This is a genomic window from Streptomyces sp. 3214.6, from assembly GCF_900129855.1.
Taxonomy (GTDB): domain Bacteria; phylum Actinomycetota; class Actinomycetes; order Streptomycetales; family Streptomycetaceae; genus Streptomyces; species Streptomyces soliscabiei.
In genome coordinates this window covers 1,458,875-1,473,559 of record NZ_LT670819.1, presented here as the reverse complement: position 1 = coordinate 1,473,559, position 14,685 = coordinate 1,458,875, and the positions used below count along the sequence as shown (strand labels likewise).

Genomic DNA, 14,685 nt, shown 5'->3' with positions numbered 1-14,685 from the left:
GTCCCGCGGCTCGCCGGGCAGTCCTGGGTGCGGAATCTGGTCCGCGTACTCCTGGATCAGGAGGAACAGCAGGTCCTCCTTGTCCTGTACGTGGCGGTACAGGGTGGTGGCCCCGATCCCGATCTCGGCGGCCAGCCGACGGATGGTCAGTTTCTCCCAGCCGTCCCGGTCGATGAGCTGACGGGCCGCGCTCAGGATCTGCGTACGGGAGGTCACGGGCGGTCGGCCGACGGGGCCGCGGGGTGCATCGCTTTGGGACACCGCCCCATCATTCCCTTCTCGCTCGCCGCCGGCGCCTGCCCAGAGCGCCTTCGCCATGGTCCGCGTCCCGACGGGCGTCGGCGAGCAGCCGGGCCCCGGCCCGGCGGGGACGTACTGGGGCACGGCCCCCGGGCGGACGCAGCCGAACCCGCAGCGGCAAGGCGGGCAGCCGTACGAGAACGTCCGAGAGTCAAGGCCATGGCCGATACGGTGCGTGACATTCCGTGGGTTCGGCCTGAGGTGAATAGCCCGCCCGGGGCCGTTCCGGCGGGCCCGTCGGGGCGACAGAAGGTTCGGCGGCGCGGGCCGACGGAGCAGGACTCCCCGGCCCGCGCCGCTCCGTTGGGATCATCTCTGACCAGCTCTGATCGACTTCTTTCCTGATCGCGTCCCGGATCTCATGGATTTATCGGTCTCCCGTACGAAGCCTCATACCAGAGCGGGACGCTCCCCGTGAGACTTTGTCAACTGCCCACCGCACATGATGCGTTGCCGACTACTGTGAGTGGCCGTCGGGCGACACCGGGCCGAATTCTTGGCTCTCCCGACCGACAGCCAGGCTCGACGGACCAGCACGAGGACACCGATGTCTCACCTCCGCGCACCCGCCGCCCGCGCAGACCGCCGCGATGGCGGGCGGCACGGGCGGCCGGTCGCCCGCACCGCACCAGCGCCGGCCGAGACACACATACGGCCCCAGTTGCTGCGGCTCGCCGTGCTCCCCCCGACCGCGGTCGCCCTCAGCGCCTGCGCGGTCGTCCTGTTCACCGTGCGCTCCACCGGCGTCAGGCCCGGCGCGACGCTGTGGGCGGTGCTGGCCGGCGCGGTCGCGGTGACCGGTGTCGGCATCGTGATCGCCGCCGTGGCCGCCGACCGCGCCGCCCGCTCCGTCAGCGACCGCATCGTGGCCCTGCGCCGGGGCACCGCGCGCGGCGAGGCCGAGCTGCGCGCCGTCATGGAGGCGCTGCGCCGCGGTGAGGTCCCGCCGCAGCGCACCACGCGCGGCGGCCCGCCCGGCCCCGACGCCGACGACTTCGAACTGCTCGCCGCCGATCTTTCCCGCGCCCACGACGGCGCCGTCACCGCCGTCGTGCAGGCCTCCCAGCTGTCCAGCCAGGCCGGGAGCGAACAGAAACTGGAGGTCTTCGTCAACCTCGCGCGCCGCCTTCAGTCCCTGGTGCACCGCGAGATCTCGATCCTCGACGAGCTGGAGAACGAGATCGAGGACCCCGACCTGCTCAAGGGCCTCTTCCACGTCGACCATCTCGCCACCCGCATCCGCCGACACGCCGAGAACCTCGCCGTCCTCGGCGGGGCCGTCTCCCGGCGGCAGTGGAGCAACCCCGTCTCCATGACCGAGGTGCTGCGCTCCGCCATCGCCGAGGTGGAGCAGTACTCGCGGGTCAAACTCGTTCCGCCCATCGACGGCGAACTGCGCGGCCACGCCGTCGCCGACGTCATCCACCTCCTGGCCGAGCTCGTCGAGAACGCCACGGTGTTCTCCGCCCCGCACACCCAGGTGCTGCTGCGTGCCAACCTCGTCACCTCCGGGCTCGCCGTCGAGGTCGAGGACCGCGGCCTCGGCATGCCCGTCGAGGAACAGGCCCGGATGAACGCCCTGCTAGCCGACCCCGACCAGGTCAACGTCGGCCGTCTGCTGGCCGACGGCCGCATCGGCCTCTTCGTCGTCTCCCAACTCGCCCGACGGCACGGCATCCGGGTGCGCCTGCAGAACAACATCTACGGTGGCGTCCAGGCCGTCCTCGTCGTCCCCCAGGCCCTACTGGGGCCGGCCTCCGTCGCCCCCGGGACCGCAGCCGAGGCCGCGGACACCGACGGCGCAGGCCTCCCCCTCGCGCCGTTCGCAGCCCCCCGGCCCCCGCTGCCACCCGCCCCTCACCCCTGCCCACAGGACTCGACTCGGGGCCGGCTTCCCGGCGATATGGGCGCGGCGCGCGGCCTGGCCCGGGTTCCGGCCGTCGGCGATGCGAGCCGGCCTCCGGGTCCCGGTAGGCCCCAGGGCCCTGGCGATGCGGGCCGTTCCTTGGGCTCGGCCGCGGTGCCGGGTACTGCTGACGCGGGCCGGTTGGCGGGTTCGGGTCAGCCCCAGGGCGCTGGTGACGCAGACCGGTTGGCGGGTGCAGGTTGGTCCTCGGGCGCCGGTGCCGGCGCCGTGAGCCGACCGCAGGCTTCGGCTCAGGGGCGAGATGCACGCGACATGAGCCGACCGCAGGACTCGGCCCGAGGCCGGGGTGCTCGCGAAGCGGGCCGGTCCTCGGGCTTGGCTGAGGTGCCGGGCGGCCTCGCCGCGGCGCGACCCTCAGGCTCTGACCAGGCGCAGGGTGCTGTTGACAAGGCAGAGACCCGGACCTCGGCTCAGGGGCAGGGTGCCGTCGATTGGAGTGGGACGTCGGGCTCGGCTCGGGTGCAGGGTGCTGTCGATAGGGGTGAGGCGTCGGGCTCGGCTCGGGGGGTCGGGGTCGGCGGCGGGGCGTTGGCCGGGTCGGCGTGGGGGGAGGGTTCCTCGGTAACCGGTGACTCGGGTGGGGGGCGGACCTCGGGGTCGGGGCGGGCGCAGATGACGTACGCGTCGCCGGAGGGCGCCTCGGGCACCGGTCGTGCGGCCGTGGTCCCGCAGGGGCGGTCCGTTGCCGCCGGGGGTCCTGTGGAGGTGCCCACCGAGTCGGGGCCGGGCCGGCCGGACGCGCCGCACGGGAGCGGAAGCCGCCCGGCGCCCCTGCCCGTCCGCGGCGCACGCCAGACGCGGGCCAACCCGGCCGAGGCCGTGCCCGGCATCCGGCAGGCCGACCGGCCCGTCGTCGAGGAACACGCGGGCATCGTGCCCACCCCTCGCGTCGGCGCCGTGCGCGGCACCATGGGCAAGCCCCAACTGCCCCGCCGTCGCGCCCAGGAGCACATCGTGCCCCAACTGCGCGGCGGCCCGGCCCCACGCCAGGAAGCCGAGCAGCCCGTCGGCCACGACCCCGGTCTGATGGCGGCCTTCCAGCGGGGCATCGGCCTGGCCGAGGCCCAGCAGAGCCTGGAGGCGGACGAGCCGGGACAGCCGCCGTACCCGCGGTCGCATCCGTCGGACGCCTTGCCCCCCACCCCGCACCCGGCCTCTGACCACGCCCCGCCCCGCATAGCCGAGGCGTACGGCGCGCATGACGGGCTCGACCTGCCCGGTACCGAACAATCCACCGCCCGGCACGACGGGAGCACACCAGCCGGATGAGCACTCTCAGCACAGCCACCCCCACAGCCGCCCCCACCCCCCGCGCTTCCGCAGACCTTCGTACCCCAAGGAGTCGATCCGCCATGGCGAGCGATGCGCCGACCGGCCATGTATCCGATCTCGACTGGCTGATGAGCGGCCTCGTGCAGCGCGTACCGCACACCATGAGCGCGGTGCTGCTCTCCTGCGACGGGCTCGTGAAGTCGGTGCACGGCCTCGACCCAGACAGCGCCGATCACATGGCCGCCCTGGCCTCAGGCCTGTACTCCCTCGGCCGCAGCGCCGGCGTCCGCTTCGGCGACGGCGGAGACGTACGGCAGGTCGTCGTCGAACTCGACGCGACCCTGCTGTTCGTCACCACCGCAGGCTCGGGCACGTGCCTCGCCGTGCTCGCCGGCCGGGAGGCCGACGCGGCCGTGCTCGGCTACGAGATGGCGATGCTCGTCAAGAGCGTCCGCCCGTATCTGACGACCGCACCCCGGCAGCACGCCGTCGAACCCTCGGTGATGGGGCCTTGAGCGTGGCTGCGGCCGAGGACGGGCCCTGGCTCGACGACGCGGCCGGACGGCTGGTGCGCCCGTTCACGGTCAGCAACGGCCGGACCAGGCCCAGCGTCGCCCTCGATCTCATGTCGCAGGTGATGGCCACCGGGGCGACCCCCCTCGGCTATCTCGGCCCGGAACACGCGACCGCGCTCCAGCTGACCCGGGCCCCCGTGTCGGTGGCCGAGATCGCGGCCCATCTGAAGCTGCCGGCGGCGGTCACCAAGGTGCTGCTGTCGGACCTCCTCGACTGCGGGGCGCTGACCACCAAGCCCCCCGAGTACCACCACATCCCTACCGACCGGGCCCTTCTGGAGGCAGTGCTCGATGGACTACGACGACAGCTCTGAGCGCGACGAGCACCGCACCTACGGCGAGCACCGCAACCACGGCGAGCACCGCAAGCCCGGCGCATACGGCGCGGACCACGACCACGACCACGACGACCACGGAGCGCACGAAAGCGGCCCCGACCCCTTTCCCACCGCCCTGAAGATCCTGATCGCGGGCGGGTTCGGAGTCGGCAAGACGACCTTCGTCGGTGCCGTCAGCGAGATCGCGCCGCTCAGCACGGAGGAGCTGCTCACCACGGTCGGTGCCGCGACCGACAACCTCGACGGCATCGAGAACAAGGTCGAGACGACCGTCGCCATGGACTTCGGCCGTATCACCCTCGACCCGCAGCACGTCCTCTACCTGTTCGGCACACCCGGCCAGGAGCGGTTCTGGTTCATGTGGGACGAGCTGTGCGAGGGCGCCCTCGGCGCGGTCATCCTCACCGACACCCGCCGCCTGGAGGAGTGCTTCGCGGCCGTCGACTTCTTCGAGGAACGCGGGCTCGCCTTCATCGTCGCCATCAACGAGTTCGACGGCTCCCACCGCTACGCCCCCGAGGAGGTGCGCGCCGCCATCGACCTGGACCCCGGCATCCCCGTCGTGCGCTGCGACGCCCGTATCTCCGCCTCCGGCGTCCAGACCCTGCTCACCCTCGTCAAACACCTCATCGCCCACGCACCGGCCGCACCCCAGCCGAGCCGCGGCGCCCACATGTGACGCCCGCACCCAACGCCCCGGAGCCGCATATGACCTACGTCCCCAGCGACGGAGCCCGGCCATGAGCTACGACCCGCCGCGCCCGGCCGGTCGTCTGCTGCTCACCCCGGAGGACAAGGAGGCCCCCGCCCGCGCCCGGAGGCTGCGCCGACTCGGCCTCGGGGGACGGCCGGAGCCCGCCCTGGACGCGTTCGCGGACCGCCTCGCCGAGGTGACCGGAGCGCCGTACGCCATGGTCAACTTCCCAGACGAGGAACGGCAGTTCTTCGCCGGGCTGCACACCCCGGCCGGCGGCCGGGCGGCCCGCGGCGGCAAACCCGAGGTGGGCCGCCGACTGCCCCGCGACTACGGCTACTGTCCGCACGTCGTCGTCCGGCGCAAGGCGCTGGTCCTGGAGGACGTGGGCGACTACCCGCGCTTCGCGGGCAACCCGATGGTCGACGAGTACGGCATCCGCTCCTATCTCGGCGCCCCGCTCATCGACTCGACCGGCATGGTGCTGGGCACGGTCTGCGTCGCAGACCTCGCGCCCCGGCCGTGGGGGAAGGCCGGCCTGGAGACCATCAAGTCGACGGCCGCCGACCTCGCCGGACAGCTCCAACGGCGGGAGGCCGACGGCCCCCACACGCCGTGAGGGAGGCGCACGCCCGTCAGGGGGCCCGCCAGATGTTGTCGAAGGCCGCGTCCTCGATGGTGCGCCGTTGCCGTACGGCCTCGAGTTCCGCCACCGCGTCGCCGACCGCCGCCACCACCGTCACGACCGCCTCGCCGGGGAGGTCCGGGAAGCCGTCGGCCGGTTCCTCGCGCAGACCGACGGCGGCGGCCAGCGCGGCGAGGACCGGTTCCCCAGCCTCCCAGCGCTCGGTGGCCTCGCGACGGGCCGGTGACTCCACCGGCTCCGCCCCCGCGGACCGGACGGAGAGCCAGTGGCGTCGTGGCCGGCCGATCAGCCCGTCCGCCTCCAGCCGGTTGCCGTAGGCCGAGGCGAGGCCGCGGCCGCGGCGCCACAGCCAGTCCTCGACCGACTCGTACGGCGTCGCCCGCACGAGCGCGGACGCGGCCTCGTCCAGGAGGGGATCGTCCGACGCCGGCGGCAGGCGGGGCACGAGGAGGTCGCCGTCGAGGGCGAGCCCTTCGGTCGTGATCAGGTCGATCGCCTCGGCGCCCGCGAGGGCGAGCGACAGATCGCCCTGCCCGACGGGGCGCACGGGCGTCACGTCCATCGCGACGATCATCAGGTCCCGCGCTGTGGTCATCAGGGGCTCTCCGTCGGTGGGCCGGCCTCGTGAGGGTCGTCATCCAGGGTGACACGCCCCGGCGTCCCCGGCGTGCTGTGGGGGGGAAGAGAGGTAAGGGGCGCGGGTCCGGGGCAGTGAGCGCGGGGCAGCGGGCCACCCGTGTGAAGCAGAGCTGTGGCGGCGCTTAAGAAAAGCTCGATGGACCCGGGAGGGCCGAGTGCGGCAGATTGCTGGGCGAATCCACACGTCTTCCCGGCCGCGGGGCCTTTCGGCCTGCCCGCGCCCGGGCCCTCACCACAGGAGCCGTTGCGTTGAAGGCGCTGGTCAAGGAGAAGGCGGAGCCCGGGCTGTGGCTCGCGGACGTCCCGGAGCCCGCCGTCGGGCCCGGTGACGTGCTGATCAAGGTGCTGCGCACCGGCATCTGCGGCACCGATCTGCACATCCGGTCCTGGGACGGCTGGGCGCAGCAGGCGATCCGCACCCCGCTGGTGCTCGGGCACGAGTTCGTCGGCGAGGTCGTCGCGACGGGCCGTGACGTCGTCGACGTCCAGGTGGGGGACCGGGTCAGCGGCGAGGGCCACCTCGTCTGCGGCAAGTGCCGCAACTGTCTCGCCGGGCGCCGCCATCTGTGCCGGGCCACCGTGGGCCTGGGCGTCGGGCGCGACGGCGCCTTCGCGGAGTACGTGGCCCTGCCCGCCGCCAATGTCTGGGTGCACCGCGCCCCCGTCGACCTCGACGTGGCGGCGATCTTCGACCCGTTCGGCAACGCCGTGCACACCGCCCTGTCCTTCCCGCTGGTCGGCGAGGACGTGCTGATCACCGGCGCCGGACCGATCGGGCTGATGGCCGCCGCCGTCGCCCGGCACGCCGGCGCCCGCAACGTCGTCGTCACCGACGTCAGCGAGGAGCGGCTTGAGCTGGCCCGCAAGATCGGCGTGAGTCTGGCGCTCAATGTGACTGAAGCTCAGATCGCCGACGGGCAGCGGCAGTTGGGGCTGCGCGAGGGCTTCGACATCGGCCTGGAGATGTCTGGCCGGCCCGAGGCGATGCGCGACATGATCGCCAACATGACCCACGGCGGCCGGATCGCGATGCTCGGGCTGCCGGCCGCCGAGTTCCCGGTCGACTGGGCCCGGATCGTCACCTCGATGATCACCATCAAGGGCATCTACGGCCGTGAGATGTTCGAGACCTGGTACGCGATGTCGGTTCTCCTGGAGGGCGGACTCGACCTCGCCCCCGTGATCACCGGCCGGTACGGCTACCGCGACTTCGAGGCGGCCTTCGCCGACGCGGCGAGCGGCCGTGGCGGCAAGGTCATCCTCGACTGGACCGCGTAGAACGCAAGCCGGCCGCACCAGCCGGCCCACCAGCCCTACGCGTAAGCCATCTGCGTAAGCCATCTGCGTAAGTCCTCTGCTTTTCTAGGAGCTTTGAGATGTTCGACTCCGTGCGCGACGACCTGCGCGCCGCCCTCGACGAGATCCGCGCCGCCGGTCTGCACAAGCCGGAGCGGGTCATCGGCAGCCCGCAGTCCGCGACCGTCAACGTCACCGCGGGCGGGCGGCCCGGCGAGGTCCTCAACTTCTGCGCCAACAACTACCTCGGCCTCGCCGACCACCCCGAGGTGATCGCCGCCGCCCACGAGGCCCTCGACCGCTGGGGCTACGGCATGGCGTCCGTGCGCTTCATCTGCGGCACCCAGGAGGTGCACAAGGAGCTGGAGGCCCGGCTGTCGGCCTTCCTCGGCCAGGAGGACACGATCCTGTACTCCTCCTGCTTCGACGCCAACGGCGGTGTCTTCGAGACGCTCCTCGGCCCCGAGGACGCGGTGATCTCCGACGCCCTCAACCACGCCTCCATCATCGACGGCATCCGTCTGTCCAAGGCCCGCCGCTTCCGCTACGCCAACCGTGATCTGACGGACCTGGAACGGCAGTTGAAGGACGCGTCCGACGCGCGCCGCCGGCTGATCGTCACCGACGGCGTGTTCTCCATGGACGGCTACGTGGCGCCCCTCGCCGAGATCTGCGACCTCGCCGACCGCTACGACGCGATGGTCATGGTCGACGACTCGCACGCCGTCGGCTTCGTCGGCCCCGGCGGCCGCGGCACCCCCGAGCTGCACGGTGTGATGGACCGCGTCGACATCATCACCGGCACGCTGGGCAAGGCGCTCGGCGGCGCGTCCGGCGGTTACGTCGCCGCCCGCGCCGAGATCGTGGCGCTGCTGCGCCAGCGCTCCCGCCCGTACCTCTTCTCCAACACCCTCGCCCCGGTCATCGCCGCCGCCTCCCTCAAGGTCCTGGACCTGCTGGAGTCGGCCGGGGACCTGCGGGAGAAGCTGGCGTCGAACACCGCCCTGTTCCGCCGCCGGATGACGCGGGAGGGCTTCGACATCCTCCCCGGCGACCACGCCATCGCCCCCGTGATGATCGGGGACGCGGCGCAGGCGGGCCGGATGGCCGAGCTGCTGCTGGAGCGCGGGGTGTACGTGATCGGCTTCTCCTACCCGGTCGTCCCGCAGGGCCGGGCCCGCATCCGCGTCCAGCTGTCCGCCGCGCACTCCACGGCGGATGTGAACCGGGCCGTGGACGCCTTCGTCGCGGCGCGGGCGGAGCTGGCGGGCTGACCGGGCCGGGTGGCCCGGGTAGCCCGGACATATTGCGATAATCGATCCCATGATCGAAGCGCGGCGGCTCCACATCCTCCGTGCGGTGGCCGACCACCGCACGGTGACCGCGGCTGCCGCCGCGCTGTACCTCACCCCGTCGGCGGTCTCCCAGCAGCTGACGGCTCTGGAGCAGGAGACCGGCCACCGCCTGGTCGAGCGCGGCGCCAAGGGCGTACGCCTCACCCCGGCCGGCGAGATCCTGCTCGGCCACACCAACGCCGTCCTGGCCCAGCTGGAGCGGGCCGAGGCGGAACTCGCCGCGTACCGCTCGGGCAAGGCCGGCACGGTCACGGTGGCCGCCTTCGCGACCGGCATCGCCCAGGTCGTCGCGCCCGCCGTGGCCCGTCTCGCGGGCGCTGCCCCGGGGATACGGATCCGTGTCCAGGACGCCGAGGGCGACGCCAGTCTGCCGATGGTGCTCGACCGGCAGGTGGACGTCGCGGTCGCGGTCGAGTACCGAGGGGCCCCGCCCGCCGACGATCCGCGGCTGACGCATGTCCCGCTGTACGCCGAGCCCTTCGACGCGGTGTTCCCGGTCGCCCACCGTCTGGCCGACGATGCCGAGGTTCCCCTCGCGGAGCTGGCCAAGGACGCGTGGATCGGCCCGTACCCCGGCAACCCCTGCCACGAGGTGGTCGTCCTGGCCTGCGAGAACGCCGGCTTCCAGCCCCGCCTCGAACACTCCTCCGACGACTTCCGGGCGGTGGTGGCTCTCGCGGCGGCCGGCGCGGGCGTCGCCCTGGTGCCCCGCTCGGCGCTGCGCGGCATGGACCTGACCGGAGTGGTCGTACGGCCCGTCGACGGGGTGGCGCCCACCCGGCGGGTCTTCGCGGCCGTACGGCGGGGCGCGGAGGAGCACCCGTTGATCCGGCCCGTGCTGGACGCGCTGGAAGAGGTGTCCCGGACCTAGACCGCCGCCCGTAACCTGCCTGTTTCATATGTGGGATACCGTCCCGTATATGAAACTCGATGACGCCGGGGTCGCCCCGGATCCTGTCGACGCCCGGCTCGGCGCCCGGCTGGCCGAGCTGCGGGCCGAACGCGGCTGGTCCCTGGGGGAGTTGGCCGAGCGCAGCGGGGTGAGCCGGTCGACCCTCTCCCGGGCCGAACGCGCCGAGACCAGCCCCACGGCCTCGCTCCTCAACCGCCTGTGCGGCGTGTACGGACGGACCATGTCCCAACTGCTCAGCGAGATCGAGGCGGAGCCCGCGCTGCTGGTCAGGGCGGCCGACCAGCAGGTGTGGCAGGACCGGACCTCCGGTTTCGTACGGCGGTCCGTCTCGCCGCCGCACACCGGACTGCGCGGTGAACTCGTCGAGGGACGGCTGCGGCCGGGCGCCGACATCGCGTACGACCGGCCGCCCGTACCCGGACTGGAACAGCACATCTGGGTCCTCGAAGGGGCGCTCGACGTGACGGCCCAGGACGTCGAACACCACCTCGACGCGGGTGACTGCCTGCGGCTGCGCGTGTGGGGGCCTACGCGGTTCCGGTGCTCGGGATCCGACGGTGTGCGCTACGTGCTGGCGGTGGTGCTGCCGTGACCGCCACCCGCCTCGACGCACCTCGACTCCTCGACCAGGTAGAGGAGTTGGCCGACCTGCTGATCGCCACGGTGGACGGCGGCGCCTCGGTCGGCTTCTTCCGTCCGCTCGACCGGACCGAGGCCCTCGCCTGGTGGCAGGAGCGCGCGCGGGGCGTCGCCGCCGGACGGCTCGCCATCTGGGCGGCCCGGGACGGCGGTCGTGTCCTCGGCACCGTCAGCCTGGCCTTTCCCGACAAGCCCAACGGCCGCCACCGCGCCGAACTCGTCAAGCTGATGGTCCACCCGGACGCCCGTGGCAAGGGCCTCGGCCGCGCCCTCCTGACCACCGCCGAGGAGGCCGCCGCCGCGTCCGGTGTCACCCTGCTCCACCTGGACACCGAGACCGACAGCCCCGCCGAACACCTCTACCGCACCGCCGGCTGGACCAGGGCCGGCGTGATCCCCGACTACGCCGCCGACCCGGCCGGGGTACTCCGCCCCACCACCCTCTACTACAAACAGGTCGCCGTCGGGTGACTGTCAGTGGCAGCCGCTACGGTGCGAAGCATGCCGGACGCCGAAGACGTACGCCGTATCGCCCTGTCCCTGCCGGACACCACGGAGAAGATCGCCTGGAGCATGCCCACCTTCCGGGTTGCGGGCAAGATGTTCGCCACGCTGCCCGAGGAGGAGACCTCCCTCGCCGTGCGCTGCCCCAAGGAGGAGCGCGCCGAACTGGTGCTTGCCGAGCCCCGGAAGTTCTGGATCGCCGACCACGAGGCCCAGTTCGCCTGGGTGCGCGCCCGGCTGGCCGCCCTCGAGGACGAGAACGAGTTGCGGGACATCCTCGCCGACTCCTGGCGGCAGGCGGCCCCGCAGCGCCTGCTGGACGCCTATCCGGACCTGGGGATGCCCGAGGGGCACTGAGGCGCACCGGCGGCCGGGGCGGGAGAAACGGGTGCGCGACCATCGACCCGAGTGCGGTATTGTTTCCATGCGCGTTCGGCCAGGGGAAACCCCAGGTCAGACGGGCAACGGGACGTGGCGCAGCTTGGTAGCGCACTTGACTGGGGGTCAAGGGGTCGCAGGTTCAAATCCTGTCGTCCCGACTTGCGAAGTAGCAGGTCAGAGGCTGTATCGGAGTATGCCGATACAGCCTCTTGGTCATTTGTGAGGACCGGCTGAGGACCAGCTGGGGACCAGTACATTCAGGGTGTTTCCTCGTGATGAACCGATTTATCTCCTCAATGGCAGCCTCCACGCCAGGGACCTCGCGACCCGTTCGACCATGTCCGGACCCTGGTCTCGACCTCCGCAGTGGTCAGCCCCGCGCAGGGAACCGAGACGATCGACCGATCGTCCTAGTGGACGTGCCTCGTGCTCTCACCCGTGGAATCGGCCCGAATACGGTGCCGGGCATGGACGACGATGTCACGTGTGCGGCTTTTGACCAGAAGCCGGCGAGCCGTGGCGAATGCTCCATCGGCGCCTTCACGGCGCTGACTGCGCGGGGCGCGTCGGGTGGGACGGACGAGGCGGCGAAGCGGCGACCGTGACCGAGAGATGCGCCCTGCCCCGTACGGAGGCACCGGGTCGGCGGAAACCGGAAGCGCCTCTACAATCCTGGCGACCACATCGGGGGAACATCGGTATGGAAACGATCATTGTGCAGCCGCCCGGTCCGTCACGCCCGGGCGAAGTCGACGCCGACGGGCCCGAGTTGCTGCGCATGGGACCGGGCGACGTGGCCGACTTCGGGCGAGGGCTGCCCGGCAGCCGGGAAGTCTCCATCGTCCTGTCCGACCCCGGGATCTCCCGGCGGGCGGGACGGCTGGAGGCGGCCGAGGACTACTGGCGGCTGTCGAACTTCAGCCGTGACACCGCGTATGCGGTCGAGAACTTGGAGGGGGCCGGCGAATACATCACCGTCGCGCCAGGTCGGCTCGGAGCGCCGGTGCCCTTCGAGTTCTCCAGAGTCGTCCTGCCCGCGCTGGGTGGGACCGTCGACTTCAAGGTGTTCGCCCCGCAGCACGCCTATCTGGACGAGCGGTCCTCGCCCGGCGCCGGGGAGCTGACCGTGCATCCCTACGCGCTCGATGCGACGGCGAAGTACTTCCTGGTGCTGGTGGCCCTGTGCGAGCCGCGGCTGCGCGACCCCTCGGACGGCGTACTGCCGGGCACCGGGGACATCGCGGAGCGACTTCGCCCGCTGGAGAGCTGTCGTGGTCTGACCCGCTCCGCGGTGAACTACCACATCGACTACCTGGCCTTCGCCAAGCTGCGCCTGGACCTCGGCGACGAGTCCGGAGCCGACGCCAACGGCCGCACCGGCGCCAAGCGCGCTCGATTGGCCTCCCTCGCCCTGCGCTTCGGCCTGGTGCGCGAGGAACACCTCGCCCTGTTGCCGTCCCGCAGACGGCCCGTCCCGCAGGAGAGCGGCGCATGAGCTCGTCAGGCGCCGAGCAAGGTGCTCTCGAAACGCCGCGTCTGCCGGCGGGTTTCCGTATCGAGGGCTGGGAGTTGGACGCCGTCATCGGGTCGGGCGGCTGGGGGACCGTGTACGAGGCCCGCGCGGTCGCCGACGGCACGATCGTGGCGGTGAAGGTGCTGCCGACCGGCGCCTTGGCACCCGGTCAGCGTGCCGCGCTCGGCGAACTGGTCGCGCGCGAGGTGCGCTTCAGTGCCGAGGCGGACCACCCCCACCTCGTACGGACGCACGCCGTGTGCACCGTGGACGCGCCGGACCTGCCCGCATTGGACGGTGCCATCGCGCTCGTGATGGACCGGGCCGAGGCCAGTCTGCGCCAGGTGCTGGACGCTGCCGCGACAGGCCGCCCGATCCCGGACGCCGTGCGGGTCCTGCGCGGGGTGGCCGCCGGGCTTTCGCATATGCACGGTGCCGGTTGGGTGCATGGCGACCTCAAGCCCGCCAACGTGCTGCTGGGCGCGGACGGCGCGGTCTGGCTCGCCGACTTCGGCCTGGCCACCGAACTCGAGGGCACCCACGCCTATGTGCCACCGCTCGGCACGCTCGATCATGTGCCGCCCGAGTGGTGGTCCCAGCGCACCGGGGTGGACGGGACCATGGTGCGGCTGACCGCCGACATCTGGGCCTTCGGCGTCCTGGCCCACCAGGTGCTCACCGGTGGTCTCCACCCGTTCCCCGGCGCCACCGCTCGCGCCCGCTCGCTCGCCGTACAGGCCTACGCCCGGGGCACCGCGCCACTGCGTCTGGATGCCGGACTCGACGACAACTGGCGCCGACTCATCGAGGACTGCCTGGCCCCCGATCACGCCGGCCGACTGCGCCACACCGCCGCGAGCCTGTCCACCCGCATCGAGCGACTGGCAAGCCCGCGTAGCAGGCGCCGCCTGCTGGCGGTCGCCGCCGTGCTCGCCGTGCTGTCGGCCGCCGCCATCGGCGGGGCCGCGCTGCTCGGGGGCGGCGGAGGCGGGGGAGACGACGACCAGGGGCGGGGTGCACCAGCCGTCGTCACCGGCGCGCACAGCCCGGCCGCCGGGGAGATCCCGGAGGACTCCGACGTACCCGAGGCACTGCGACCGGTCATCGTGAAGGCGGCCCACCGCTGTACCGACGCGGAGGTCACGCCCGCGTTCCTCGCCGCCATGCTCAAGGCGGAGAGCGGTTTCGACGTGAACGCGGCCCGCCCGGCCGGCGAGGAGTACGGCATCGCCATGTGGACGCCGTCGGTGTTCCGGGCCTGGGCGGTCGACGGCGACGGCGACGGCGACAAGGAATACTGGTCGCCGCCGGACGCGATCTCCACGATGTCGCTGTACGTGTGCTGGCTCGACCAGCAGTTCAAGAAGGCCGACATGCCCGCCAAGGACCTTCCCGCGCTGATGGCGGCCGGCTACCGCACGAGCGACCGCACGGTCATCACGGAGGGCGGCGTCCCCGCACGCGTGCGGCCCTACGTCGACAAAGTGCTCGGCTACCTCGCCGACTACGAGCGGTGAGGAAGCGGAGCTGTCGCTCAAGGCCGTTCAGCAGTCCTTGACGTCCGGCATCTTGTTGCCGGGCGAGTTGATGCAGCGCGGGCCGGCTCAGGTCCACGTCCGCTGCGGCGGCCGGAACCGGGCTCGCCGTACCCGTCGCGGTCGCGGTGCTCGCCGTGCCGCAGGTGCCCTTCTCG

Annotated in this window: 14 protein-coding genes, 1 tRNA gene and 2 pseudogenes; 15 read left to right on the top strand and 2 right to left on the bottom strand. The window is 72.4% G+C overall.

Annotated elements, in window-relative coordinates; translation table 11 throughout:
• Nucleotides 1–126 precede the first annotated feature (126 nt).
• A pseudogene (locus B5557_RS45880) lies at nucleotides 127–318 on the bottom strand (hypothetical protein); the annotation flags it as partial.
• Between the two features lie 529 nt (nucleotides 319–847).
• Between B5557_RS45880 and B5557_RS46145 the strand changes: the two are divergent.
• The 5 genes and pseudogenes from B5557_RS46145 to B5557_RS06580 form a co-directional block, all read left to right on the top strand.
• Nucleotides 848–2,311, top strand: a pseudogene (locus tag B5557_RS46145) (sensor histidine kinase); the annotation flags it as partial.
• Between the two features lie 1,268 nt (nucleotides 2,312–3,579).
• Complete coding sequence (locus B5557_RS06595) at nucleotides 3,580–4,014, top strand: roadblock/LC7 domain-containing protein (RefSeq protein ID WP_079658232.1); 435 nt, start codon at nucleotides 3,580–3,582, stop codon at nucleotides 4,012–4,014.
• A 2-nt stretch (nucleotides 4,015–4,016) separates the two neighbouring features.
• Entirely contained in the window at nucleotides 4,017–4,388 is a 372-nt protein-coding gene (locus tag B5557_RS06590; protein ID WP_079658231.1) for a DUF742 domain-containing protein, read from the top strand.
• Nucleotides 4,366–5,091, top strand: a complete 726-nt coding sequence (locus B5557_RS06585) for a GTP-binding protein (protein WP_231976281.1) — start codon at nucleotides 4,366–4,368, stop codon at nucleotides 5,089–5,091. The genes B5557_RS06590 and B5557_RS06585 overlap by 23 nt, the downstream gene beginning before the upstream one ends.
• A 61-nt stretch (nucleotides 5,092–5,152) precedes the next feature.
• The gene (locus B5557_RS06580; protein WP_079658230.1) at nucleotides 5,153–5,725 is read left to right on the top strand and encodes a GAF domain-containing protein; all 573 of its coding nucleotides are present in this window, start codon (nucleotides 5,153–5,155) and stop codon (nucleotides 5,723–5,725) included.
• A 16-nt stretch (nucleotides 5,726–5,741) separates the two neighbouring features.
• Here the strand turns inward: B5557_RS06580 and B5557_RS06575 are convergent, their stop codons facing one another.
• Nucleotides 5,742–6,347, bottom strand: a complete 606-nt coding sequence (locus B5557_RS06575) for a GOLPH3/VPS74 family protein (RefSeq protein ID WP_079658229.1) — start codon at nucleotides 6,345–6,347, stop codon at nucleotides 5,742–5,744.
• A 293-nt stretch (nucleotides 6,348–6,640) separates the two neighbouring features.
• Between B5557_RS06575 and tdh the strand changes: the two genes are divergently transcribed.
• From tdh to B5557_RS06530, 10 genes are all read left to right on the top strand, one after another.
• Nucleotides 6,641–7,669 (top strand): L-threonine 3-dehydrogenase, encoded by a 1,029-nt coding sequence (tdh, locus tag B5557_RS06570; protein ID WP_079658228.1) that lies wholly within the window; start codon nucleotides 6,641–6,643, stop codon nucleotides 7,667–7,669.
• A gap of 98 nt (nucleotides 7,670–7,767) precedes the next feature.
• Nucleotides 7,768–8,961 (top strand): glycine C-acetyltransferase, encoded by a 1,194-nt coding sequence (locus B5557_RS06565; RefSeq protein WP_079658227.1) that lies wholly within the window; start codon nucleotides 7,768–7,770, stop codon nucleotides 8,959–8,961.
• A gap of 49 nt (nucleotides 8,962–9,010) precedes the next feature.
• Entirely contained in the window at nucleotides 9,011–9,913 is a 903-nt protein-coding gene (locus tag B5557_RS06560) for a LysR family transcriptional regulator (protein WP_079658226.1), read from the top strand.
• A gap of 49 nt (nucleotides 9,914–9,962) precedes the next feature.
• Nucleotides 9,963–10,547 carry a helix-turn-helix domain-containing protein gene (locus B5557_RS06555; RefSeq protein WP_079658225.1) on the top strand — a complete coding sequence of 195 codons (585 nt, stop codon included), beginning with the start codon at nucleotides 9,963–9,965 and terminating at the stop codon, nucleotides 10,545–10,547.
• Entirely contained in the window at nucleotides 10,544–11,065 is a 522-nt protein-coding gene (locus tag B5557_RS06550) for a GNAT family N-acetyltransferase (RefSeq protein WP_079658224.1), read from the top strand. The genes B5557_RS06555 and B5557_RS06550 overlap by 4 nt, the downstream gene beginning before the upstream one ends.
• Nucleotides 11,066–11,095: 30 nt before the next feature.
• Nucleotides 11,096–11,455 carry an MmcQ/YjbR family DNA-binding protein gene (locus B5557_RS06545; RefSeq protein WP_079658223.1) on the top strand — a complete coding sequence of 120 codons (360 nt, stop codon included), beginning with the start codon at nucleotides 11,096–11,098 and terminating at the stop codon, nucleotides 11,453–11,455.
• A 108-nt stretch (nucleotides 11,456–11,563) separates the two neighbouring features.
• Nucleotides 11,564–11,637: transfer RNA gene (locus B5557_RS06540), tRNA-Pro, on the top strand.
• Between the two features lie 309 nt (nucleotides 11,638–11,946).
• The gene (locus tag B5557_RS43550; protein WP_159424338.1) at nucleotides 11,947–12,084 is read left to right on the top strand and encodes a hypothetical protein; all 138 of its coding nucleotides are present in this window, start codon (nucleotides 11,947–11,949) and stop codon (nucleotides 12,082–12,084) included.
• 95 nt (nucleotides 12,085–12,179) lie between these two features.
• On the top strand, nucleotides 12,180–12,974 hold the full coding sequence (locus B5557_RS06535) for a serine/threonine protein kinase (RefSeq protein WP_079658222.1): 795 nt from the start codon (nucleotides 12,180–12,182) through the stop codon (nucleotides 12,972–12,974).
• Entirely contained in the window at nucleotides 12,971–14,509 is a 1,539-nt protein-coding gene (locus B5557_RS06530; protein WP_079658221.1) for a serine/threonine-protein kinase, read from the top strand. Before B5557_RS06535 ends, B5557_RS06530 begins: the two co-directional genes overlap by 4 nt.
• Nucleotides 14,510–14,685: the final 176 nt, after the last annotated feature.